Here is a 20,912-nt window from a genome sequence, read left to right as displayed (position 1 = left end):
TCTATCGCTGGATCGGGATCAGCCTGTCACGACCTGACAGCTGCCCGTCTCGGAGTCGTAGATCATCCCGTCAGCGCAGGTCATGCGGGCATCGCTATAGCCGCAGGCCGCGAAAGCGGAAAGCGTCGACGCAACCGTGAGAAACGCGGCGGCAAGAGCAGTCTTGATCATCGTCAAACCTCCTTTTGGATGAAGGAAGGCTAGCACGGCTTTACCTTGCGTCAAAGTCACAGGCGCGCGGGGTCAGGCCTCGCCGAAGACGCGGGTGAAGATCGTGTCGACATGCTTGGTGTGATAGCCAAGGTCGAATTTCTCTTCGATCTCGGCCTCGCTCAGCGCCGCCCGCACCTCGTCGTCCTTGAGGAGTTCCTCTTTGAAATCAGCGCCTTCTTCCCATACCTTCATGGCATTGCGCTGCACGAGGCGATAGGAATCCTCGCGGCTGACGCCGGCTTGGGTCAAGGCCAGAAGCACCCGCTGGGACATGACGAGCCCTTTGAACTTGTGCAGGTTCCTGAGCATCGTTTCTGGGTAGACGACCAAATTTTCAACAACCGAGGTCAGACGGGCCAGCGCGAAATCAAGCGTGACGGTCGTATCGGGGCCGATATTCCGCTCCACCGAGGAATGCGAAATGTCGCGCTCGTGCCAGAGCGCCACGTTCTCCATCGCGGGGATCACAGCCATCCGCACCAGCCGCGCGAGGCCGGTGAGGTTCTCGGTCAGGACCGGGTTGCGCTTGTGCGGCATCGCCGAGGAGCCTTTCTGCCCCTTGGAGAAGAATTCTTCGGCTTCCAGCACCTCGGTGCGCTGCATGTGGCGGATTTCGGTCGCGACGTTCTCGATGGAGCTGGCCACAACGCCCATCGCCGCGAAGAAGGCGGCGTGGCGGTCGCGCGGGATGACCTGCGTCGAGATCGGCTCGGGCTTGAGGCCCAGTTTCTCGCAGACATGCACCTCAACCGCGGGATCGATATTGGCGAACGTGCCGACCGCGCCCGAGATCGCGCCCGTGGCGACCTCTTCGCGAGCGGTCTTCATGCGGGCGAGGTTGCGGTCCATCTCGGCGTAGAACCGTGCGAAGGTGAGGCCCATCGTGGTCGGCTCCGCATGGATGCCGTGGGAGCGGCCGATGCGGACGGTGTCCTTGTGCTCGAAGGCGCGTGTCTTGAGCGCGGCGAGCAGCTTCTCGAGATCCGCAATGAGGATGTCGGCGGCCCGAACCAGCTGAATGTTGAACGTGGTATCCAGCACGTCCGAGGAGGTCATGCCCTGGTGCACGAAGCGTGCCTCGTCGGCGCCAACGATCTCCGACAGGTGCGTCAGAAACGCGATGACGTCATGCTTGGTGACCGCTTCGATCTCGTCGATCCGGGCGACGTCGAACGCCACGCCATCCGCCTTCCAGACCGCCTCGGCATTGGCCTTGGGGATCACGCCGAGCTCCGCCTGGGCATCGCAGGCATGGGCCTCGATCTCGTACCAGATGCGGAATTTCGTCTCGGGTGCCCAAATCGCGACCATGTCGGGGCGGGAATAGCGAGGGATCATGGGAGGTCAGCCTTTCCTGACTTGTAACGGGCTCGCGAGCGGTCATAGACTGCAGGTGCAGCATCGACAAGGGAAGGGAGCCCGTTTGCGCGCCAACCCGTCGCCTCGGCCTTCGGCCGGGCCGCCTCGACACCTCTTCGATTTCGAGGGATGCTGGCGGTTCCGCCGCAAGATCCTCGACCGCACGCTGGGACAGCTTTCCCAAGGGCAGGGCAGCGTCAACCTCGTGCGAGATGGCGAGGGACTGATCTATGATGAGGAAATCACGCTGTCTTTGCCAGGTCAGAAGCCGATCACGGGCACACGGCGCTATCTCTGGACCGCGCATCCGCGCGGCGTTGAGATTTTCTTCGACGACGGCCGTCCGTTTCACCTGATGGACCTGTCCGAGCCGCAGCCGTCGGATCTGCACGATTGCGCGCCCGACCGTTACCAAGTGATCTACGACCTTGCCGATTGGCCCGTCTGGGGCGCGGTCTGGGAGGTGCGGGGACCGCGCAAGGATTACCGGATGGACACGCTCTTCGTGCGGGCGAAAGGGAGCGAGTGACGCTAAGCCCTTGCACGCAAGCGGCGCAGACGGCATGAAGTTTTCAAAGATACGCTGGACAAGGGAGATCCCCGATGAATGAGACGCTGAGCCGCAATGTGCTGGTCGAGACGTTCGGAGCCACCGAGGGCGCAGCACTGCGCGTCAAGCAGGCGGCACTAGTCGTTGTCGGCATCCTCGCCTTCGCCATCCTCGCCAAGGTCAAGGTGCCCGTGCCAGGATCGCCGGTCGCGATCAACATGGGCACGTTCGCGGTTCTCTCGATCGCTGCCGCCTACGGCCCGCGTCTCGGGCTGACGACCATCATGGGCTACATGCTGATCGGCGCGCTCGGTTTCGACGTGTTCCAGAGCTCGACCGCCGAACTCAACGGGCTTGCCTACATGACCGGCAGCACCGGCGGCTATCTGGTCGGCTACGTTCTGGCGACGCTTCTCCTGGGCGCCGCAGCCCGCGCCGGGTGGGACCGCACCGCGCCCAAGATGGCCGGAGCGATGTTGCTCGGCAACGTCATCATCTACGTCCCCGGCCTGCTCTGGCTCGGCGTGCTCTATGGCTGGAACGAGCCGATCCTCGCATGGGGTCTCTGGCCGTTCCTCCTCGGCGATGGCCTGAAGCTGGCACTGGCGGCCGTGGTCCTTCCGCTCGCGTGGAAAGCGGTCGGCCGCGCGCGCGGGTGAGCGATACACCGATGAACGACGGCGCGGCGCGCGGGGAGACCCGTGCGCCGTTTTTCATGGAGGAAGATGGCCCGATCCTTCAGTGCAGGCTGCCCTACGATCCCGGGGCAGGGCACCGACTGCCGGGCACAAGGCCCCTCGGCGATGCGCCCTGGCTTATCGCGGATGAGGCTTACGGCGCGCAGATGGCCCTTCGCGACCGGCTTGCCTCCGAATGGCGCGATACGGTCATCGCGATGGATGAGACCGCGCGCCCGGCCGCCGAAGAGCTGCTGAACACGGTCCTCGCTGAATTGCCGGAAGAGTTCGACGTCACCGAGGACGTGGTGACGCGCCCCGATGGCGTGGCCGTCCGGGTGGAGGCGCACGATCCGATGGGCACGCTTTGCCGGCTTGTGCAGGAAGACCTCTGTATCCTTGAGAAATCGGGAGAGGAGCATGTGTTGTCGGCTGCGAGCCTCTGTTTCCCGGCGCGCTGGCGGCTGGCCGACAAGTTCCTCCGTCCGCTCATCGCGATCCATGAGCCTGTGCCTGAATACGACGGCGACGTTGCGCGCCGGGTGCAGCGCCTTTTCGACGGATTGCAGGTCGAGCGGCCCATCTGGCGTTTCAACACGCTCTGGCACCATGATCCGCGGCTGCACCAGCCTTTCGTGCCCGATAGACGGCCAAAATGGGAGGCCGAGGGTGCGCCTTACTTTCGAACCGAGAGGCAGGTCATGCGGCGCTTGCCCGAGACGCGTGCGGTCATCTTCTCGATCCACACCTACGTTCTGAGCGAGGCCGACGTGCCGCGCGGTGCCTAGCTGCCGACGATCCTCAGGAGTGGATCGAACAGGCCGTGCTTCCAGAAGACCAGCGCCACGCCCCCCAAGGCGATGACATGTGCGGTGGTCCGGCGCGGCATCAACGCGCGGACGAGGCGGCCCAGACCAGCTTGCCGGGACGGCGGTTCGGTCGCGGCGTCCGGCTCTTGCCCGGCGGTCTCCGTGCGCGATGCCGTGCCTGTATCCTCGTCGTCGTTCTGCCAGTCGGCGTAAGCCTTCGGCACGCGGTCGGCGAGCGTCTTCTGCGCCTCTGCGCGGGCCCTGGCGACCCGCTCGGCCCGCTCCTTTCCGTGGCCCGGCTCGGCCACAGGGGGGATGTCGTTGAACATCTTGGCCAGGCTCTCTTCGATCGCCTCGACCGAGCGTTCGGTGATCGGCGCTTCCACCATCTCGCGGCGAGCACGTTTGGGCGAGACGTAGGAGCAGGAGACCTGGAATTCCTCGGGCGAGAGCTTGGTACGCTCGTCCAGCCATTCGACGTGACGCGCATCGACCCGCTGCAGCGCGCGCATGACGATGTCGGACAGCACCTCGATGTTCCGGTCGAGCGACATCTTCTTGGTGTTCGGCCTCGGCGCGATCCGGAAGACGACCCGCGTGCCTTCCTTGGGCGTCACGTCGGTCGTGACCTTCACGATAATCGTCTCGCCCGCCACCGCGCCGTGCTTGATCGACGCGCGCGGCTTGGCGCCGCCATCGGCATCGAACCGGCTGAGGCTCTGGGCCACGACGCGCAGGAACCGCTCGACCTCGAGCGAATTCGTGCGGGCAAGGGCCAGGGCGGCGTAGGGACGAACGGGGAGGCTCATTCTCGGACCAGCTTCGTGTTTCTGAATGTCCCGAAGGGTACGAAGCCAGTTGGGTCAAACTAGGGCGAGACCCGTGCAGTTTTGGGCTTTTTTGGAGCAGGGTGGCCGCGCCAGCGCCCACCCGCGTGCCTTGCGGTTTAGTTCACACGCTCGGCGGCATAGGCGATGGCGCGCTGGTAATTACCACTGTCGTTCCAGGCCGAGAGGACGCTGAAATTGCGCGTGCCCTGACCAAAGGGCTGGCCTGGCTGCCAGCCATTCTGGCGCAGCATGTTCGCCGCGGAGGCCAGCGCGTCGGTCGCGTTGTAGGGATCCGCGCGACCGTCGCCATTGGCATCGACGCCATAGCGCATCCAGTTGCCGGCCAGGAATTGCATATGGCCGAGTTCGCCCGACGGTCCGCCTTGCGTGCCGGAGGTGATGACGCCGCGATCAACGAGTTGAAGCGCCGCGATGGCATCGTCCTCGAAGCGGGGATGGCGTCGGCAATAGGAGGCAAGGGTCACCGCGCCGTCTACGATCGAGGTTCCACCGAGATAGCCGCCGAAGCTGGTCTCAAGGCCCCAGATCGTCGCGAGAACGCTGCCCGGCACGCCGTAGCTGCGCTCGATCGAGGCGAAGAGGTTGGCATTGCGCGCAACGCGGTTCTGAACGCTGTTGATGAAAGCCTGCGCGGAGCTTCCCGAGCGCTTGGCGAGAAATTCCGCAGGATCGCCGTAAGAGACGCCGCTCTGGCTGCTCGGATTGGACTCGAAGCGCCATGTGATGCCCGAGAGCTGCGCCGATTGCAGCGCCTGCATGCCGCGTTGCCCCACGCCCTGCGCCGACGCTTGTTGGCCGAGGCCCTGCTTGTACGCGCCGAACTGGCCCTGGCTGGTGATGCAGCTTGCAGCCGAACCAGCCGTTGCTGCCAGGCCCAGCGACAAAGCCAGAATATAAGTTGAAAAACGTCGCGGCATCAGAACCCCCGTGCTCGAAATGATTTGGTCATAAGCGCGACGGTAGCGGGAAAAGGGCGGGGGGCAAAGTTACCTTTTGACGGCATTACAGGTTGGTCACGATCTCCGTCATCGTGCCGGTCGTATCGAGGGCGACAAAGAAACCGGCCAGACCCATCGCAAGGGAGGCCGTGCGGAAATCTTCTCCGCGGACGACATTGCTGACGATAAGCGGCGCCGCGACCGGTAGTGATACCGTGGCAACGGCGAGGGACATGGCCCAGGTCGACACGCGCATTCCGGTGGAGCCGGCACGGCGCGCAACGCGGAGTTCTTCCATCTCCTCCTTCGTGGGATCGGCGCGCAGATGCGCCCGCAGATGTGCCTCGTATGCGTGCACATGCGCGTCGAGGCGCGTGACGCCCGGTGCGTCCACCGCGTTGCAAGCGCTTGGGCGGGGCCGCGTCGCGAGGCGCCGCGCCGCCACGCGTCGAGGTGCGAATTCTGACGGGGCTGGGGTTGCAGGCGCAACGGCGTCGAGAAACGCATCGCAGGGCAGCCGCAGCTCCGTATCGAGCCAGATGACGGCGTCGGCGTGCGTGTTGTGCAGCAGGATCGCGGTCAGTGCCGCAAGACGCTTCTGGACGGGTCTGGCCGCCTTGGTGCCCCGCTCGGCGCTCAGCGCGACAAGCGTCTCGTTTGCGGTCCGCAGAACCTTCACCGAGAGTGTATAATTCCCGGCCTGGCAGGTCAGTCCATCGGAGTCGCGCTCGACCCCCGTCATCGCAAGCCCCTGTTGTGCTGCGAATATCGACAAAACGGTTTCGAGCGTCTCGAGCGATGGCGCGGCGGAAGGAGCGTAGACGATTTTGGACCGGGACAGCATGGCTTAACTCCGAGGTGGGCTTTTTTCTTTCCTCAAAAGCCACGGGCCAATCGCGGTCCAAATCTGGTTCTTATCGGGTCTTTTCAAGGCACATTCGGCGATTTGCGGCAAGCCTGCAGCAGACGCGCCAAGATCGCGTCACAGTCGATCAGCCTGCCGCAATCCGGTCTGAAATACGGACCGACAGGGTGTTCTCACGGCCATGCCTACTTTCAGATTGCGGTGATCCTGAGGCGGCGGACGACTCGCGATCCAAAAGAAAAGGGGCGCCGTGAAGGCGCCCCTTTCGCAATCGTTCGGCTGTGCCGGATCAGCAGCTGTAGTAGAGCTGGAATTCGACCGGGTGCGGGGTGTGCTCGTAGAGTTCGAGCTCTTCCATCTTCAGGTCGATATAGCCTTCGATCTGGTCTTTGGTGAACACGTCGCCTGCGAGCAGGAACTCGTGATCGGCCTTCAGGCAGTCGAGCGCCTCGCGGAGGCTGCCGCAGACAGTCGGAATGCCCTCGAGCTCCTCGGCCGGCAGATCGTAGAGGTTCTTGTCCATCGCCTCGCCCGGATCGATCTTGTTCTTGATGCCGTCGAGACCGGCCATCAGGAGTGCGGCAAAGCACAGGTAGGGGTTTGCCGACGGATCGGGGAAGCGGGCCTCGACGCGCTTGGCCTTCGGGCTTTCCGTCCACGGGATCCGCACGCAGCCCGAACGGTTGCGGGCCGAATAGGCGCGCAGGACCGGGGCTTCGAAGCCGGGGATCAGGCGCTTGTAGGAGTTCGTGGACGGGTTGGTGAAGGCGTTCAGCGTCTTGGCGTGCTTCAGGATGCCGCCGATGAACCAGAGCGCTTCCTGCGACAGGTCTGCATATTTGTCGCCTGCGAAGAGCGGCTTGCCGTCCTTCCAGATCGACATGTTGCAGTGCATGCCCGTGCCGTTGTCGCCATAGATCGGCTTCGGCATGAAGGTCGCCGACTTGCCATACGCGTCCGCCACGTTGTGGATGACGTACTTGTATTTCTGCAGGTGGTCGGCCTGCTCGGTGAGCGTGCCGAAGATGAGGCCGAGCTCGTGCTGGCAGGACGCCACTTCGTGGTGGTGCTTGTCGACCTTCATGCCCATGCGCTTCATGGTCGAGAGCATCTCGGAGCGGATGTCCTGGCCGTGGTCGATCGGGTTCACCGGGAAGTAGCCGCCCTTGACGCCGGGGCGGTGGCCCATGTTGCCCATCTCGTATTCGCTGTCGGTGTTCCAGGACGCGTCGAGCGCGTCGACCTCGTAGGACACCTTGTTGATCGAGTTGGAGTAGCGGACGTTGTCGAAGATGAAGAATTCAGCCTCGGGGCCCCAGTAGGAAACATCGCCGATGCCGGAAGACTTCAGGTAGGCTTCGGCCTTCTCGGCGGTGCCGCGCGGATCGCGGTCGTAAGGCTCGCCGGTGTCGGGCTCGACCACGGTGCAGTGCATGCACAGGGTCTTTTCGGCGTAGAACGGATCGATATAGGCCGATGCGGTATCGGGCATCAGTTTCATGTCGGACGCTTCGATCGACTTCCAGCCGGCGATGGACGAGCCGTCGAACATGAAGCCTTCCTCGAGGAAGTCCTCATCGACCTGGTCGGCCATGATTGTGACGTGCTGCAGCTTGCCGCGCGGATCGGTGAAGCGGATATCGACGTACTCGACATCCTCATCCTTCATCGTCTTGAGAACGCTGTCTTTGCTCATTCCCGAATGTCCCTTTCTGATCTGGGTCTGGTCTTGACTGTTACGGATTACAGCGCGTCAGCGCCGGTCTCTCCGGTCCGAATACGGATGGCCTGCTCGACGGGGCTGACGAAGATCTTGCCGTCGCCGATCTTGTCGGTCTTGGCCGCCGCGACGATCGCCTCGATCGCGCCGTCGACCTGGTCGTCGTCGAGCACAACTTCGATTTTCACCTTCGGCAGGAAGTCGACGACATATTCAGCGCCGCGATAGAGTTCCGTATGGCCCTTCTGGCGTCCGAAACCCTTCACCTCGACGACCGAAAGGCCCTGCACGCCAGCTTCCTGGAGCGCTTCCTTCACCTCGTCGAGCTTGAAAGGCTTAATGATCGCCTCGATCTTTTTCATGCCTTGCCTCCTCACATGCCGTTTGGAACGCTGCAGACCACGTCCCCCGAAGAGGGACAATTGCAAGTGCCGAGAAAAGCGGCAAGCCGGAAAGGTTGCAGTGAGGAGTGATTAATTATTGTGCATCACGCCACAGAAATCAGCGAAACTGAATCGGGGCTGGCGATGGAGCTTCTGACCGCCGCCCAGATGCGTGCCGCCGAGGAGGCCGCGATGTCGGCCGGGAAGGTCAGCGGACTGCAATTGATGGAGCGGGCAGGGCGCGGATCGGTCGATGCAGCCTTGTCGCATTGGCCCGATCTTGCCGAGGGGCCGCACCACGCGGTCGTTCTTTGCGGGCCGGGCAATAATGGCGGGGACGGCTACGTCGTCGCGCGGCGTCTTTTGGATGCTGGCTGGCGGGTCGAAGTCTTCGGGTTGGGCGATGCTGCCAAGGCATCGCCCGACGCGCGGCGAATGCGGGCGCTTTGGGAAGCGGCCGGACCCGTTCAGGATCTTCGGGAGGCAGGGCAGGGCGACCGACCAGATCTGCTGGTGGATGCTCTCTTTGGAACGGGGCTTTCTCGTTCAATCCCGCAGGAGGCCGTGACAGCATGGCATGCGGTCCGAACGCGGGCAGGTGTGACCGGACAGGTGCGATGCCTCGCGCTCGACTGCGTCTCGGGCCTCGATTGCGATAATGGGCAGATGCTCGTGCCGGAGGGTGCCGATGCGCTCTCGGCCGACTTGACCGTCACCTATCACGCCGCGAAGCGCGGGCATTTCCTCAAGACGCCGCCAAGCGCGGCGCTCAAGGTGGTGGATATCGGTCTTGAGGCGCATCCCGCCTCGCTGACCGCGATGCCAAGACCGGGGTATTTGCGGCTCCTGGACCCAGGGCGTGTCGAAGCGCGGCGCTGGCTTGAAGACATTTTGCCCGTCGCCCCTGGTCACCATAAATACGATCGTGGTCACACGCTCGTTCTCGGCGGCGGGCCGGGCAAGGGTGGGGCGGCGCGCATGGCGGCGCGGGCGGCCCTCCGGATCGGCGCGGGCCTCGTGACGCTCGGTGTGCCGCCCGCAGCTGTGCAGGAGAACGCGGCGCGGCTCGACGCGATCATGCTGAAACCGCTGCGCGGGGCGGAGGGCCTCGCCGAGATGCTCGAAGACGGGCGCCTCTCCGCGATTGTCCTCGGTCCGGGCCTTGGCTTGGGCGAAGAGACGCGGCAGATCGTGCGCACCGCGCTTGGCGCAAACCGGCGCAGTGTCCTCGACGCAGACGCCCTGTCGTCGTTCCAAGACGATCCCGACGCGCTATTCGCGACGCTGCATGATCAGGCTGTGCTGACCCCGCATGAAGGCGAATTCGCGCGGCTCTTTCCCGATCTCGCGCACGGCAAACGGGACGTCTCGAAGGTCGAGGCGGCTGCGCTCGCGGCAGAACGGGCAGGCGCGACGATACTCCTCAAGGGGCCGGATACGGTGATCGCGAGTCCGGCAGGTGCCGTGTCGCTCAACGCCGCGCTTTATGAGCGCGCCGCGCCCTGGCTGGGGACAGCGGGGGCGGGCGACGTGCTGGCCGGGATGATCGGCGGCCTCTTGGCGTCGGGTCGCATCGCGCCGCACCTCGCGGCGGAAGCGGCGGCTTGGCTGCATGTGGAAGCCGCGCGCAGTTTCGGCCCCGGACTTATCGCCGAGGACCTGCCCGAAGAATTGCCGAAGCTTTTTCGTGAGATCGGCCTCTAGCCGACCCGCGCCGGGTCGCGCACAGCCGAGGCGAGTTCCAGCCCGTCCGCATAGATCACGTGCGGCTCTTCGAAGATCAGCGCGGCGAGCGTCACCTCGCGCGCGCCCAGATCGCGGACGAATTCCCCGTCGACGAGCCGTTCCGCCGCGACCATTGCCTGCGGACGCCCATAAAGCGCTGCGGCCCGCCAGTCGCGGATCAGCACTTCTTGCGTTGCCGGGAGAAGAATGTCCGTATCGGGGCGTAAATGCCCCAGCGTGCCGGCGCGGACCGACACGAGGCGCGCCTCGCCGCGAAAAATACGCAGATCGTCGAGAACGACCAAACCGCGATCCCGCGTGATGATACGGTCGCCGGGAGAGAGCATCTCCACCGGCAAATCGCCGTCGAGCGTCAGCACGCTGGTGCCGGCCACGAGCGCATTGTGGCCCAGATTATGGATGGAATTGGGGCGCGGAGGGGCAAAGCCCCCGTCTGCGCGCCGGACCGTTTTCGGTTCCATAGGCGCTATCCTGCTGTTCACTGCCTCTTATTGTTCGGAAGATTACGGCAAGAAGACGTTAATGTCGCGCATTTTCTGGACGGATTTTTCCTCTCGCATCCGTTTTGCGCCTTTGCTAGAGGATCGCGCGACCAGGGGCCTGCGCTTGCTCGGCCCCGATGTTCGTATTGCGGGTGTGGCGAAATTGGTAGACGCACCAGATTTAGGTTCTGGCGCCGCAAGGCGTGGGGGTTCAAGTCCCTCCACCCGCACCAGAGGATGAGGAAAAGGACACCGAAATGCAGGTCACCGAGACCCTGAACGAAGGCCTGAAGCGCGAATACGCGATTACCGTGACGGCTGACGAGCTCGACGCTAAGGTCAATGAGAAGCTCTCCGAGGCGCAGCCCGAGATCGAGATGAAGGGCTTCCGCAAGGGCAAGGTCCCGATGGCGCTGCTGAAGAAGCAGTTCGGCCAGCGGATCCTGGGCGAGTCGATGCAGGAAGCCATCGACGGCGCGATGAACCAGCATTTCGAGGAGACCGGCGACCGTCCCGCGATGCAGCCCGAGGTCAAGATGACCAACGAGGACTGGAAAGAGGGTGACGACGTCCAGGTCGAGATGAAATACGAGAAGCTGCCCGACATCCCCGAGGCGGACCTGTCGGACATCAAGATCGAGAAGCTGGTGGCGAAGGCCTCTGACGCGGATGTGGACGAGGCGCTGAGCAACCTCGCCGAGAACGCGCAGAACTTCGAGGACCGCAAGAAGGGCACCAAGGCCAAAGACGGCGATCAGGTCGTGATCGACTTCGTCGGCAAGGTCGACGGCGAAGCCTTCGACGGTGGTTCTGCGGAGGATTACCCGCTGGTGCTCGGCTCGAACTCCTTCATTCCCGGCTTCGAAGAGCAGCTCGTCGGCGTGAAGGAAGGTGAAGAGAAGGCCGTCGAGGTCTCCTTCCCCGAGGAGTACGGCGCAGAGAACCTCGCCGGTAAGGCCGCCGTCTTCGACGTGACAGTCAAGGCCGTCAAAAAACCCGTGCCTGCCGAGATCAACGACGAGCTGGCGCAGAAATACGGTGCCGAGGATCTCGAGGCTCTGAAAGGCCAGATCCGTGAGCGGCTCGAGGCCGAGTATCAGGGTGCCGCGCGCCAGGTGATGAAGCGCCAGGTGCTCGACGCGCTCGACGAGAAGGTCAAGTTCGACCTGCCGCCGAGCCTGGTCGACGCCGAGGCCAAGCAGATCGCCCACCAGATCTGGCACGAAGAGAATCCCGAGGTTCAGGGCCACGACCACGAAGAGATCGAGCCGACCGACGAGCAGATGAAGCTCGCCGAGCGCCGCGTGCGCCTTGGGCTCCTACTTGCCGAGATCGGCCAGAAGGCCGAAGTGACCGTGACCGATGCGGAGATGACGCAGGCGATCATGAACCAGGCGCGGCAATATCCCGGTCAGGAGCGCGCCTTCTTCGACTTCGTGCGTCAGAACCAGCAGATGCAGCAGCAGATGCGCGCGCCGATCTTCGAGGACAAGGTCATCGATCACATCGCCGAGCAGGCCGACGTGACCGAGAAGGAGATCTCCAAGGAGGAGCTCCAGAAGGAAGTCGAGAAGCTCGACGAGGAGTAATCCCACCTTCGATCTGATTTCAGATGCCGCGCGTCCCCGGGTGCGCGGCATTTTTCGTGCAGATTGGCGGATCTTGGCCAATCGTGATGATGGCGGCGCATCGTCACCCTGTCGTCATCGCTCTCTGTTTGTCATGCTTCTTGAAAGACACAGAACAGACAGGGAGTCCTTCCATGCTTTCGCGCCTTGCCCTCAGCCGCCGCGCTTTCCTTGCCACCGGCACGTCCGCCGCCGCGCTGACCCTCCTGCATCCCTATTCCGCGCGCGCTCAGGCCGGACAGGTGCATCTGCGGCTGATGGAGACGACAGACCTGCACGTTCATGTCTACCCCTACGATTATTACGGTGATCGGGAGGTCGACACTGTGGGCCTTGCCCGCACGGCCGCGCACGTGCAGGCGATCCGGGCCGAGGCGACCAACAGCCTTCTTCTCGATAACGGCGATTTCCTGCAGGGCAATCCGATGGGGGATTACATCGCCTATGAGCGCGGCATGAAGGAGGGCGATGCCCATCCGGTCATCACCGCGATGAACACGCTCAACTTCGATGCCTCGACGCTCGGCAATCACGAATTCAACTACGGGCTCGACTTCCTGATGAAGTCGCTTGCCGGGGCGGATTTCCCCGTGGTTTCGGCGAACGTGGTCAAGGAGATGGGCGGAAGTCCCACTGCCGACACGACGCTCGTGCAGCCCTACGTGATCCTCGACCGCGAGGTAACGGACGGCGCCGGGGAAACGCACCCGATCCGCGTCGGTATTATCGGCTTCGTGCCACCGCAGATCATGAACTGGGACCGCCAGCACCTCGAGGGCAACGTCCAGACGCGCGACATCGTCGAGGCGGCGGAGGCCTACGTGCCGCAGATGCGCGAGGAGGGGGCCGATATCGTCATCGCACTCAGCCATTCCGGGATCGGCGCGCAGGAGCATGACGAGGGCATGGAGAATGCCTCGGTGCCACTGGCGCGCGTCGGCGGCGTCGACGGGCTGATGACCGGGCATTCGCATCTTGTCTTCCCATCGCCCGATTACGAAGGGTTCGCGGGCACCGATATCTCCGCGGGCACGATCGAAGGAAAACCGGCGGTCATGGGTGGCTTCTGGGGCAGCCATCTCGGCGTGATCGACCTCATGCTCGAGCGTGACGGGTCGAGCTGGCGCGTCGTCTCCACCGAAAGCACGACCCGTCCGATCTACGAGCGCGGCGAGGACCGCTCGGTGACGCCAACGGTCGAGAGCGTCGATACGGTTCTCGAAAGCGTGGCCGAAGAACACGAGGCGACGCTTGCCTACGTGCGACGCGCGGTCGGCCAGACCGAAGCGCCGCTCTATTCCTATTTCGCGCTCGTGGCCGACGATCCCTCGGTGCAGATCGTTTCCAACGCGCAGCGCTGGTATATCGAGCAGATGTTGGCCGGGACGGAGCATGAGGGCCTGCCGATCCTGTCCGCAGCGGCCCCGTTCAAAGCGGGCGGTCGCGGCGGGCCGGACTATTACACCGACGTGCCTGCAGGCGATATCGCGATCAAGAATGTCGCGGATCTCTATCTCTATCCCAACACGGTTCGCGCGGTGAGGGTGACCGGGGCGCAGGTGAAGGACTGGCTCGAACGCTCCGCGGGCATGTTCAACCAGATCGAGCCGGGGGCGACGGATGCGACTCTGCTGAACCCCGACTTCCCGTCCTACAATTTCGACGTGATCGACGGGGTGACCTATCGGATCGACCTGTCGCAGCCTCCCAGATTCGACAATGACGGGAACGTGGTAAACGCGGATGCAAACCGGATCGTGGATCTCGAGTTCGAGGGCGCGCCGATCGACCCCGCGCAAGAGTTTATCGTCGCGACAAACAATTACCGCGCGGGCGGGGGCGGCAACTTCCCTGGCGCGACCCCCGAGACAACCGTCTTCGAGGCGCCCGACACCAACCGTGACGTGATCGTGCGCTACATCGTCGACCAGGGCACGATTTCGCCTGCGGCCGACGCCAACTGGACTTTCGCGCCGATGGAAAACACGACCGTTCTTTTCGACACGGGCCCGAACGCCGCGCAATACGTCGCGGATGTGAAAGGCGTCGAGATCGAGGAGACGAGCGACATGATCGACGGCTTCCAGCGCTTCCGCATCTCGCTTTGAAGGGACTTAGTGTAAAAAGGCCGCGGGATCTCTCCCGCGGCCTTCGATCTTCGAGGGTCGAAGCAGCTTACTTGTCGTCGTCCTCGAGTTTTTCGTCGAGCTCTTCCTTTTCCTGAACGGCAGGCTCGTCGGAGGCTTGCTCGTCGCGGGTTTCCAGCTCGTCGAGCTCGGCCGCGCCGAGGTCTTCGAAAAGCTCGGAAATCTCGAACTCGGCCTGGGCCTCTTCTTCGGCCGCGGCATCCTGGATGGTCTTGCCGGAGGCCTGAAGCTCGGCCTCTTCAGGCGAGCGTGCGACGTTCAGCGTGATCGTCGTGATAACCTCGGGGTGCAGGTGCAGTTCGACCTCGTGCAGACCAAGCTCCTTGATCGGCTCGCGGATGATGACCTGCTTGCGGTCGACGTCGAAGCCGGCGTCCTTGCAGACCTCTGCGGCGTCACGGGTGGTGACGGAGCCGTAGAGGTTGCCGCCGTCCGATGCCTGACGAATCACGACGAACTGCTCGCCGCCGAGTTTCTCGGCAACGGCTTCGGCCTCTTTCTTGGTCTCGAGGTTCTTGGCTTCGAGATGCTGCTTCTCGGATTCGAAGCGGGCGATGTTCTCCTGGCTTGCGGTCAGGGCCTTGCCCTGAAGCAGGAGGTAGTTGCGCGCGAAGCCCGGCTTGACGTCGACGACGTCGCCCATCTGGCCCAGCTTGGCCACGCGTTCCAGCAGAATGACTTGCATGGGGTGCTCTCCTTACTTCACGGCGTAGGGCAGAAGCGCGAGGAAGCGCGCGCGCTTGATGGCGCGGGCCAGTTCACGCTGCTTCTTCGCGCTGACGGCGGTGATCCGCGACGGCACGATCTTGCCACGCTCGGACACGTAGCGCTGCAGCAGCTTGGTGTCCTTGTAATCGATCTTGGGCGCGTTCTCACCGGAGAACGGGCAGACCTTGCGGCGGCGGAAAAACGGTTTTGCTGCCATGGTTTATGCTCCTCTTCTCAGGCGATCAGTTGCGGCGCTCGCGACGGCGGTCGTCGCGTTCGTCTTTTTTCTGCATCTGGATGGACGGGCCGTCCTCGTGCGCGTCGACCTTGATGGTCATCACGCGCATGACGTCGTCATGCAGGCGCATCAGGCGTTCCATTTCCTGCACGGCGGTCGCGGGCGCGTCCGTCTTCAGGAAGGCGTAGTGGCCCTTGCGGTTCTTGTTGATCTTGTAGGCCATCGTCTTCACGCCCCAGTACTCGCTTTCGACAAGGCTGCCGCCATTGTCGCCGAGGACGGTCGAGAAGTGTTCGATGAGGCCTTCGGCCTGCGCGTTGGACAGATCCTGACGCGCGATGAAAACATGCTCGTAAAGCGGCATGCGATCTCCGTTCTTTTTTCGGGCGCATTTCATAGGACGGGGCTCAATCCTTCCGCCCCCATCCACGAGAGGCTGCGCCGGTTTCACGATCCAGCGGAAGGAAGCGCCCGTATACACGGATCGCTCTGTGACGCAAGGCCCGCAGACTGGTGGGGCTTGCATCTTCGCAATTCCGAATTTGCGACAAAATCACGCCCAACTTCCAAGATTAACCTATATTCGTGAACAGTCACGGATGCCCGACCATGAGCCTTGCCACCGAACTTCCGAACTCTTCCTCATCGCTCCCGGACGGCGCGCTCATCTTGCTGCGCTGGCCGTTGAAATGCCTGGGCTTCGGTGCCTTCGGCGCGATCTTTTTCCTCTGGATCGGTAGGGCGGGCGCGGATCTGCCCGAGACCACCCTGTTCAAACTGGGTCTTACGACCTTCCTTGGGTTGATCGGCTGCTGGTCAATCGGCGCGGCGCGCAGCCTCAGGAGACGACCTGTTGAATTCTGAACAGGCGCTGTGAGGCCGCGAAGGTTTTTCTCCGCTGCAATCCCTCCATCTTCCCACGCGTGACTATGCCAGTCCGGCAGAGAGATGGAGACGAACTTATGAAGACCCTGACATTCGCAACCGCCCTCGCGGCGCTTCCCCTCGCAGCATTCGCGGCCCCGGAGGAATGGACCTTCGATCCGAGCCACAGCCAGGTTGTATTCAACTACAACCACCTCGGCTTTTCGACCACCTACGGCATGTTCTCGGGCTTCGACGGCACGATCATGTTCGACGAAGAGGATCCGGCGAACTCTTCCGTGGAAGTGTCTTTCCCTGTGCGGTCGATGCTGACCGGTTGGGAAGCCCGTTTCGAGCATTTCATGTCTGACGACTTCTTCGGCGCCGAAGAGGGCGACATGGTGACCTTCACCTCGACCGGAATCGAAGTGACCGGCGAGAACACCGCGAATATCACAGGCGATCTGTCGATGAACGGCGTGACGAAGGAAGTCGTGCTCGACACCACGCTGACGCAGCAGATGGAACACCCGATGGAAGGCGAGCCGTGGGTCGGCTTCAACGCGACGACGACGCTGCTGCGCTCTGACTTTAACGTCGGCATGTTCGCGCCCTACGTCTCCGATGAGGTCGAGGTCTTCATCTCGCTCGAGGCGTCCAAGGCGGGCGAGGACGCAGCAGCCGCCGAATAAGGCGCTGATCCCGAGTTTCCGACGAAGGCCGGTCGATGCTTCGACCGGCCTTTTTCGTTGCCGCGCCCCCGACCTCGGCATGTTACGCTACGCAGGTCATTCAAAGGATGCCGCATGCCGCCCCTCGGTCGCCTCGTGATCTACACGCGTAAAGAAGAGGCGATGATCGACTTCTATACACGTCTGTTCGGGTTTTCCGTGCACCGTTCCGACGGCGATCGGATCGTCGAGCTCAGACCTGGAGAGGACGGGGCCGCCCTGCTGCTCCATCCATTGTCCAAGGGGCAGCAGGAGGGGCAGGCCTTGGTCAAGCTGGTCTTCGATGTGGCGGATGTGGCGGCCTTTTGCGCGACGGCGAAGGAGGCAGGGTACACGTTTGGCACCCTCCATCAGGCAGACGGCTACATTTTCGCCAACATCAAGGATCCGTCCGGCAATTCCGTCTCGGTGTCCAGCAGGGCGTTTGCCGGCCCGTGAGCGGCTATTCCGCCTCTTGGCTGCGCCGCGCGGTCAACTGAACGCGGACCTCGACGTCGAAGGCAAGCTGGCCTTCGTCCTGCATGTTCTCACCCACGCCGTAATTCCGCCGGTCGAGCGTCAGACGCCCGCTCATGTCCGCGACATCGTCCTCGATCCGCAAGGAAAAGGGCATGGTCACCGGCACCGTCTGGTCCTTGATCGTCAGAGTGCCTTGCGCCTCGTATTCGTCGGAGACCTTGACGAGATCCGCCTCGAAGACCGCGCGCGGATGCTCTTCGGCAGCAAGGAAGTCCGATCCTTTCGCCTGGCTCGTGACCGATCCGAGCGTCAGGGAGCCAACGGCAATCTCGACGCGCACATCGCCCCAAATGCCCGGCTCATCCTGCTGCTCGAAGGTGATGTCGGCGGTCCAGTCGGCGAACTGCCCTTCGACCTCGGAGCCGTTCTGCACGACGACGATCGCAAGTGTGCCGTCTTCCACGGTCCAGTCCGATGCGACCTCCTCAAGCTCGGTGCCGCCCGCTTCGGCCTCGGGCGCGAACCAGCCTGCCACGCCGGCACCGCCGAGAACGACGGCCCAGACAGCGAGCGCCGCGAAGGCGGGTGCGACGTGGCCGTGACCTTCACCTTCAGCCGCCGCTTCGGTCCTGCCGGGCAACATGCGGGCGAGCGTCGCGTCGCGGTCGAAGAAATGGTGCTTGAGCGCGCCGAGGATGTGCAGCGCCAGCGTCACCCAAAGCACGATATTGAAGAGGTAATGCAATGTTCCGAAGATGCGTGCGACCTCTGGCGAGTTCGGGATGAAGGGCAGATCCTGTCCGAACGGCCACCAGATCGGCGCGAAGCCTTCCGTCGCCGCGTGATAGCCCCAGCCAGTGAGCGGAATGAGGATGATCGAGCCATAGAGCAGCCAGTGCGCGGCATCGGCGGCAAAGGTCTCGGCCCGCCGTTCGGGATGGAGGGGCGCGGGCTTCGGCTGCGTCAGCGCCCAGATCACCCGCAGAATCGCTACCGCAAACACCGTCAGCCCCAGCGTCTTGTGGATCGAGAAGACGGTCGACTTGAGCGCGATCTCGGCCTCGGTCGATTGCGGCAACCGCTCACCCCAGAGACCGAGCGCGATATTCGCGATCATGCCTAGGGCGACGATCCAGTGAAACGACTTGGCGACGGAGCCATAGCGGGCGACGGTATTTGTGGCGAGCATTGTCTCGGATCCTGTTCCTGTCGAACGCAGAGCTAGCGGAAGTTTCGCGAACAGCAATCGCGCCTCCACGCACATCAGATGCGCACGACGTTGCGCCCGCTGTCTCGTCCAGCTACACCGCCGCGATACTTTATCCCGGCCCTGAGGAGTGGCCGGTGGGCAATCAGGGGAGGCCGCAGCGCATGAGCCGAGCATTCATCTTTCCAGGGCAGGGCAGCCAGGCCATCGGCATGGGTCGCGAGCTGGCGGAGGCCTATCCCGCCGCCCGCGCTGTGTTCGACGAGGTCGATGACGCGCTCGGGGCGAAGCTTTCCGCCCTCATCTGGGAAGGCGATGCGGAGACGCTCACGCTGACCGAGAACGCCCAGCCCGCGCTGATGGCGACGTCGCTGGCGGCGATGCGCGCGCTCGAGGCAGAGGGCGCGTCGGTGACAGACGCCGCTTTCGTCGCTGGTCACTCGCTCGGGGAATATTCCGCGCTCGCGGCGGCAGGGGCGCTCGGGATCGCCGATTGCGCGCGGCTCCTGCGGATCCGGGGCCGCGCCATGCAGGACGCCGTGCCGGTCGGGCAGGGCGCAATGGCCGCCATCCTCGGGCTCGACATCGAGGCGGTGCAGGCGCTCGCGGCGGAGGCGGCAGAAGGTGCGGTCTGCCAGGCCGCGAATGACAACGATCCCGCGCAGGTGGTGATCTCGGGCGAGAAAGCCGCGGTAGAGCGCGCGGCGGCCCTGGCCAAGGAAAAGGGCGCGAAACGCGCGCTGATGCTGCCGGTCTCCGCGCCGTTCCATTCGGCGCTGATGCAGCCCGCGGCTCAGGTCATGCGGGACGCGCTCGCCGAAGTGCCCATGCAGGCACCCGCCGTGCCGCTCGTCGCCAATGTGCGCGCCGAGGCCGTCAGCGATCCTGACGAGATCCGCGCGCTTCTGGTGGAGCAGGTCACCGGCGCGGTCCGCTGGCGCGAAAGCGTCGCCTTCATGGCCGACCAGGGCGTGACCCAATTCTGGGAGATCGGCGCGGGCAAGGCGCTCTCCGGTATGGTTCGGCGCATTGCCAAGGAGGCCGAGACCCGCAATATCGGCGTGCCCGGCGACGTCGCCGCCGCGCTCGGCTGAGACGAGACATCATCAAGGAAAGGCGAGACATGTTCGACCTGACAGGAAAAACCGCCCTCATCACCGGCGCGTCCGGCGGCATCGGCGGAGAGATCGCGCGCGCGCTCTACAATGCGGGTGCGAGTGTGGGTCTGTCCGGCACCCGCGAAGAGCCGCTTCAGCGCCTCGCCGAGGAATTGGGCGAGCGCGCGCATGTGCTGCCCTGCAACCTTTCGGATGCCGAGGCCGTGACAGCGCTGCCGAAACAGGCCGCCGAGGCGATGGGCGGGGTCGATATCCTCGTGAACAATGCCGGCATCACCCGCGACAACATCTTCATGCGGATGTCGGACGAGGAATGGCAAAACGTGCTCGACGTGAACCTGACCGCCACGTTCCGCCTTTGCAAAGGTTTGATGCGGGGCATGATGAAGGCGCGTTGGGGCCGGATCGTGAACATCTCCTCGATCGTCGGCGCGACCGGCAATCCGGGGCAGGCGAACTATGCCGCCGCGAAAGCGGGTATGGTCGGCATGTCCAAAAGCCTCGCCTACGAGGTCGCAACCCGCGGGATCACCGTCAACGCCATCGCGCCGGGCTTCATCGAGACGGCGATGACGGGCAAGCTGAACGACGATCAGAAGGCGCAGATCATGGGCCAGATCCCGATGGGCCGCATGGGCACGCCCGAGGAGATCGCCGCGGCTGTCCTGTACCTGGCGAGCCCCGAGGCTGGATACGTGACCGGCACGACGCTGCACGTGAATGGCGGCATGGCCATGCTCTAGCCAAGGCTTGACGCGCCGGGCCGAAAGCGTTTGCCATGCCGGTATGCTGTGCTATAGGCGCACGCAGTTTGGAACCGGGGCAGGCTCTAGGGCCGAACGACCCGCAGAACCGCCCGTGACAAGGGGCAATCATCGCGCGGAACACCGCGCGAGCTTATTGGGCCAAGTCGCCCGGAAAACGATGAGGAAGTGACAATGAGCGACATCGAAGATCGCGTGCGCAAGATTGTGGTCGAGCATCTTGGCGTCGAGGAAGAGAAAGTAACCGAGAACGCCTCGTTCATCGACGATCTGGGCGCAGACAGCCTCGACACGGTCGAGCTGGTCATGGCCTTCGAAGAAGAATTCGGCATCGAGATTCCGGACGACGCCGCCGAAACGATCCAGACCTTCGGCGATGCGGTCAAGTTCATCAAGGAAGCCGCCTGACGGCGCGAGCCTCGTCAGAATTTCGGAAAACGGCGTCTCATCGAGGC

Annotated in this window: 24 protein-coding genes and 1 tRNA gene; 13 read left to right on the top strand and 12 right to left on the bottom strand. The window is 63.7% G+C overall.

Annotated features, from left to right (window positions below; all coding sequences use genetic code 11):
• Positions 1–18 precede the first annotated feature (18 nt).
• A complete protein-coding gene (locus BM171_RS05530) occupies positions 19–171 on the bottom strand; it encodes an adenylosuccinate lyase (protein WP_093009838.1) in 153 nt (50 codons plus the stop codon).
• Positions 172–243: 72 nt separating this feature from the next.
• Positions 244–1,551, bottom strand: a complete 1,308-nt coding sequence (purB, locus tag BM171_RS05525; protein ID WP_093009837.1) for an adenylosuccinate lyase — start codon at positions 1,549–1,551, stop codon at positions 244–246.
• Between the two features lie 85 nt (positions 1,552–1,636).
• Between purB and BM171_RS05520 the strand changes: the two genes are divergently transcribed.
• From BM171_RS05520 to BM171_RS05510, 3 genes are all read left to right on the top strand, one after another.
• Positions 1,637–2,101, top strand: a complete 465-nt coding sequence (locus tag BM171_RS05520; protein ID WP_245760191.1) for a DUF6314 family protein — start codon at positions 1,637–1,639, stop codon at positions 2,099–2,101.
• A gap of 74 nt (positions 2,102–2,175) precedes the next feature.
• Positions 2,176–2,781 (top strand): biotin transporter BioY, encoded by a 606-nt coding sequence (locus tag BM171_RS05515; RefSeq protein ID WP_093009836.1) that lies wholly within the window; start codon positions 2,176–2,178, stop codon positions 2,779–2,781.
• Positions 2,782–2,792: 11 nt separating this feature from the next.
• The gene (locus BM171_RS05510; RefSeq protein WP_245760190.1) at positions 2,793–3,587 is read left to right on the top strand and encodes a heme-dependent oxidative N-demethylase family protein; all 795 of its coding nucleotides are present in this window, start codon (positions 2,793–2,795) and stop codon (positions 3,585–3,587) included.
• On the opposite strand, the gene BM171_RS05505 is transcribed toward BM171_RS05510, so the two are convergent.
• From BM171_RS05505 to BM171_RS05485, 5 genes are all read right to left on the bottom strand, one after another.
• Entirely contained in the window at positions 3,584–4,417 is an 834-nt protein-coding gene (locus BM171_RS05505) for a hypothetical protein (RefSeq protein ID WP_093009835.1), read from the bottom strand. The two genes, BM171_RS05510 and BM171_RS05505, sit on opposite strands and share 4 nt — an antisense overlap.
• Before the next feature lie 137 nt (positions 4,418–4,554).
• On the bottom strand, positions 4,555–5,376 hold the full coding sequence (locus tag BM171_RS05500) for a lytic murein transglycosylase (RefSeq protein WP_093009834.1): 822 nt from the start codon (positions 5,374–5,376) through the stop codon (positions 4,555–4,557).
• A gap of 85 nt (positions 5,377–5,461) precedes the next feature.
• Entirely contained in the window at positions 5,462–6,241 is a 780-nt protein-coding gene (locus BM171_RS05495; RefSeq protein ID WP_093009833.1) for a hypothetical protein, read from the bottom strand.
• 310 nt (positions 6,242–6,551) lie between these two features.
• Positions 6,552–7,958: a type I glutamate--ammonia ligase gene (glnA, locus tag BM171_RS05490; protein WP_093009832.1), complete on the bottom strand. Its 1,407-nt coding sequence runs from the start codon at positions 7,956–7,958 to the stop codon at positions 6,552–6,554.
• 47 nt (positions 7,959–8,005) lie between these two features.
• Entirely contained in the window at positions 8,006–8,344 is a 339-nt protein-coding gene (locus BM171_RS05485) for a P-II family nitrogen regulator (RefSeq protein ID WP_093009831.1), read from the bottom strand.
• Positions 8,345–8,464: 120 nt separating this feature from the next.
• Here BM171_RS05485 and BM171_RS05480 point away from each other — a divergent pair, with 120 nt between their 5' ends.
• The gene (locus BM171_RS05480) at positions 8,465–10,069 is read left to right on the top strand and encodes an NAD(P)H-hydrate dehydratase (protein ID WP_342741986.1); all 1,605 of its coding nucleotides are present in this window, start codon (positions 8,465–8,467) and stop codon (positions 10,067–10,069) included.
• Here the strand turns inward: BM171_RS05480 and BM171_RS05475 are convergent.
• Positions 10,066–10,572 carry a Hint domain-containing protein gene (locus BM171_RS05475; RefSeq protein ID WP_093009830.1) on the bottom strand — a complete coding sequence of 169 codons (507 nt, stop codon included), beginning with the start codon at positions 10,570–10,572 and terminating at the stop codon, positions 10,066–10,068. The genes BM171_RS05480 and BM171_RS05475 overlap by 4 nt on opposite strands.
• Before the next feature lie 169 nt (positions 10,573–10,741).
• On the opposite strand from BM171_RS05475, the gene BM171_RS05470 reads away from it, so the two are divergent.
• From BM171_RS05470 to BM171_RS05460, 3 genes are all read left to right on the top strand, one after another.
• Positions 10,742–10,826 (top strand) — tRNA-Leu (locus BM171_RS05470).
• Positions 10,827–10,850: 24 nt separating this feature from the next.
• A complete protein-coding gene (gene tig / locus BM171_RS05465) occupies positions 10,851–12,182 on the top strand; it encodes a trigger factor (RefSeq protein ID WP_093009829.1) in 1,332 nt (443 codons plus the stop codon).
• Positions 12,183–12,355: 173 nt separating this feature from the next.
• Positions 12,356–14,329 carry a bifunctional 2',3'-cyclic-nucleotide 2'-phosphodiesterase/3'-nucleotidase gene (locus BM171_RS05460; protein WP_093009828.1) on the top strand — a complete coding sequence of 658 codons (1,974 nt, stop codon included), beginning with the start codon at positions 12,356–12,358 and terminating at the stop codon, positions 14,327–14,329.
• Between the two features lie 67 nt (positions 14,330–14,396).
• Here BM171_RS05460 and rplI read toward each other — a convergent pair whose 3' ends face one another.
• The 3 genes from rplI to rpsF are packed head-to-tail and all read right to left on the bottom strand — an operon-like array spanning position 14,397 to position 15,678.
• Positions 14,397–15,053 (bottom strand): 50S ribosomal protein L9, encoded by a 657-nt coding sequence (gene rplI / locus BM171_RS05455; protein WP_093009827.1) that lies wholly within the window; start codon positions 15,051–15,053, stop codon positions 14,397–14,399.
• 12 nt (positions 15,054–15,065) lie between these two features.
• Complete coding sequence (rpsR, locus tag BM171_RS05450) at positions 15,066–15,293, bottom strand: 30S ribosomal protein S18 (protein ID WP_093009826.1); 228 nt, start codon at positions 15,291–15,293, stop codon at positions 15,066–15,068.
• Positions 15,294–15,318: 25 nt separating this feature from the next.
• A complete protein-coding gene (gene rpsF / locus BM171_RS05445) occupies positions 15,319–15,678 on the bottom strand; it encodes a 30S ribosomal protein S6 (protein WP_093009825.1) in 360 nt (119 codons plus the stop codon).
• A 245-nt stretch (positions 15,679–15,923) separates the two neighbouring features.
• On the opposite strand from rpsF, the gene BM171_RS05440 reads away from it, so the two are divergent.
• The 3 genes from BM171_RS05440 to BM171_RS05430 all read left to right on the top strand — a co-directional run bounded on the left by BM171_RS05440 (position 15,924) and on the right by BM171_RS05430 (position 17,347).
• A complete protein-coding gene (locus BM171_RS05440; RefSeq protein ID WP_093009824.1) occupies positions 15,924–16,178 on the top strand; it encodes a hypothetical protein in 255 nt (84 codons plus the stop codon).
• A 98-nt stretch (positions 16,179–16,276) separates the two neighbouring features.
• A complete protein-coding gene (locus BM171_RS05435) occupies positions 16,277–16,870 on the top strand; it encodes a YceI family protein (RefSeq protein WP_093009823.1) in 594 nt (197 codons plus the stop codon).
• 114 nt (positions 16,871–16,984) lie between these two features.
• Positions 16,985–17,347 carry a VOC family protein gene (locus tag BM171_RS05430; protein WP_093009822.1) on the top strand — a complete coding sequence of 121 codons (363 nt, stop codon included), beginning with the start codon at positions 16,985–16,987 and terminating at the stop codon, positions 17,345–17,347.
• A 4-nt stretch (positions 17,348–17,351) separates the two neighbouring features.
• Here BM171_RS05430 and BM171_RS05425 read toward each other — a convergent pair whose 3' ends face one another.
• Complete coding sequence (locus BM171_RS05425) at positions 17,352–18,557, bottom strand: cytochrome b/b6 domain-containing protein (RefSeq protein WP_093009821.1); 1,206 nt, start codon at positions 18,555–18,557, stop codon at positions 17,352–17,354.
• Between the two features lie 182 nt (positions 18,558–18,739).
• Here BM171_RS05425 and fabD point away from each other — a divergent pair, with 182 nt between their 5' ends.
• The 3 genes from fabD (at position 18,740) to BM171_RS05410 (ending at position 20,865) form a co-directional block, all read left to right on the top strand.
• The gene (fabD, locus tag BM171_RS05420) at positions 18,740–19,669 is read left to right on the top strand and encodes an ACP S-malonyltransferase (RefSeq protein ID WP_093009820.1); all 930 of its coding nucleotides are present in this window, start codon (positions 18,740–18,742) and stop codon (positions 19,667–19,669) included.
• 29 nt (positions 19,670–19,698) lie between these two features.
• Positions 19,699–20,436 (top strand): 3-oxoacyl-ACP reductase FabG, encoded by a 738-nt coding sequence (gene fabG, locus BM171_RS05415; RefSeq protein WP_093009819.1) that lies wholly within the window; start codon positions 19,699–19,701, stop codon positions 20,434–20,436.
• 195 nt (positions 20,437–20,631) lie between these two features.
• Positions 20,632–20,865: an acyl carrier protein gene (locus BM171_RS05410; RefSeq protein WP_093009818.1), complete on the top strand. Its 234-nt coding sequence runs from the start codon at positions 20,632–20,634 to the stop codon at positions 20,863–20,865.
• The last annotated feature ends 47 nt before the right edge of the window (positions 20,866–20,912 follow it).

This window comes from Roseivivax halotolerans, from assembly GCF_900115815.1.
Classification (GTDB): domain Bacteria; phylum Pseudomonadota; class Alphaproteobacteria; order Rhodobacterales; family Rhodobacteraceae; genus Roseivivax; species Roseivivax halotolerans.
This window is presented reverse-complemented; position numbering and strand designations above follow the sequence as displayed.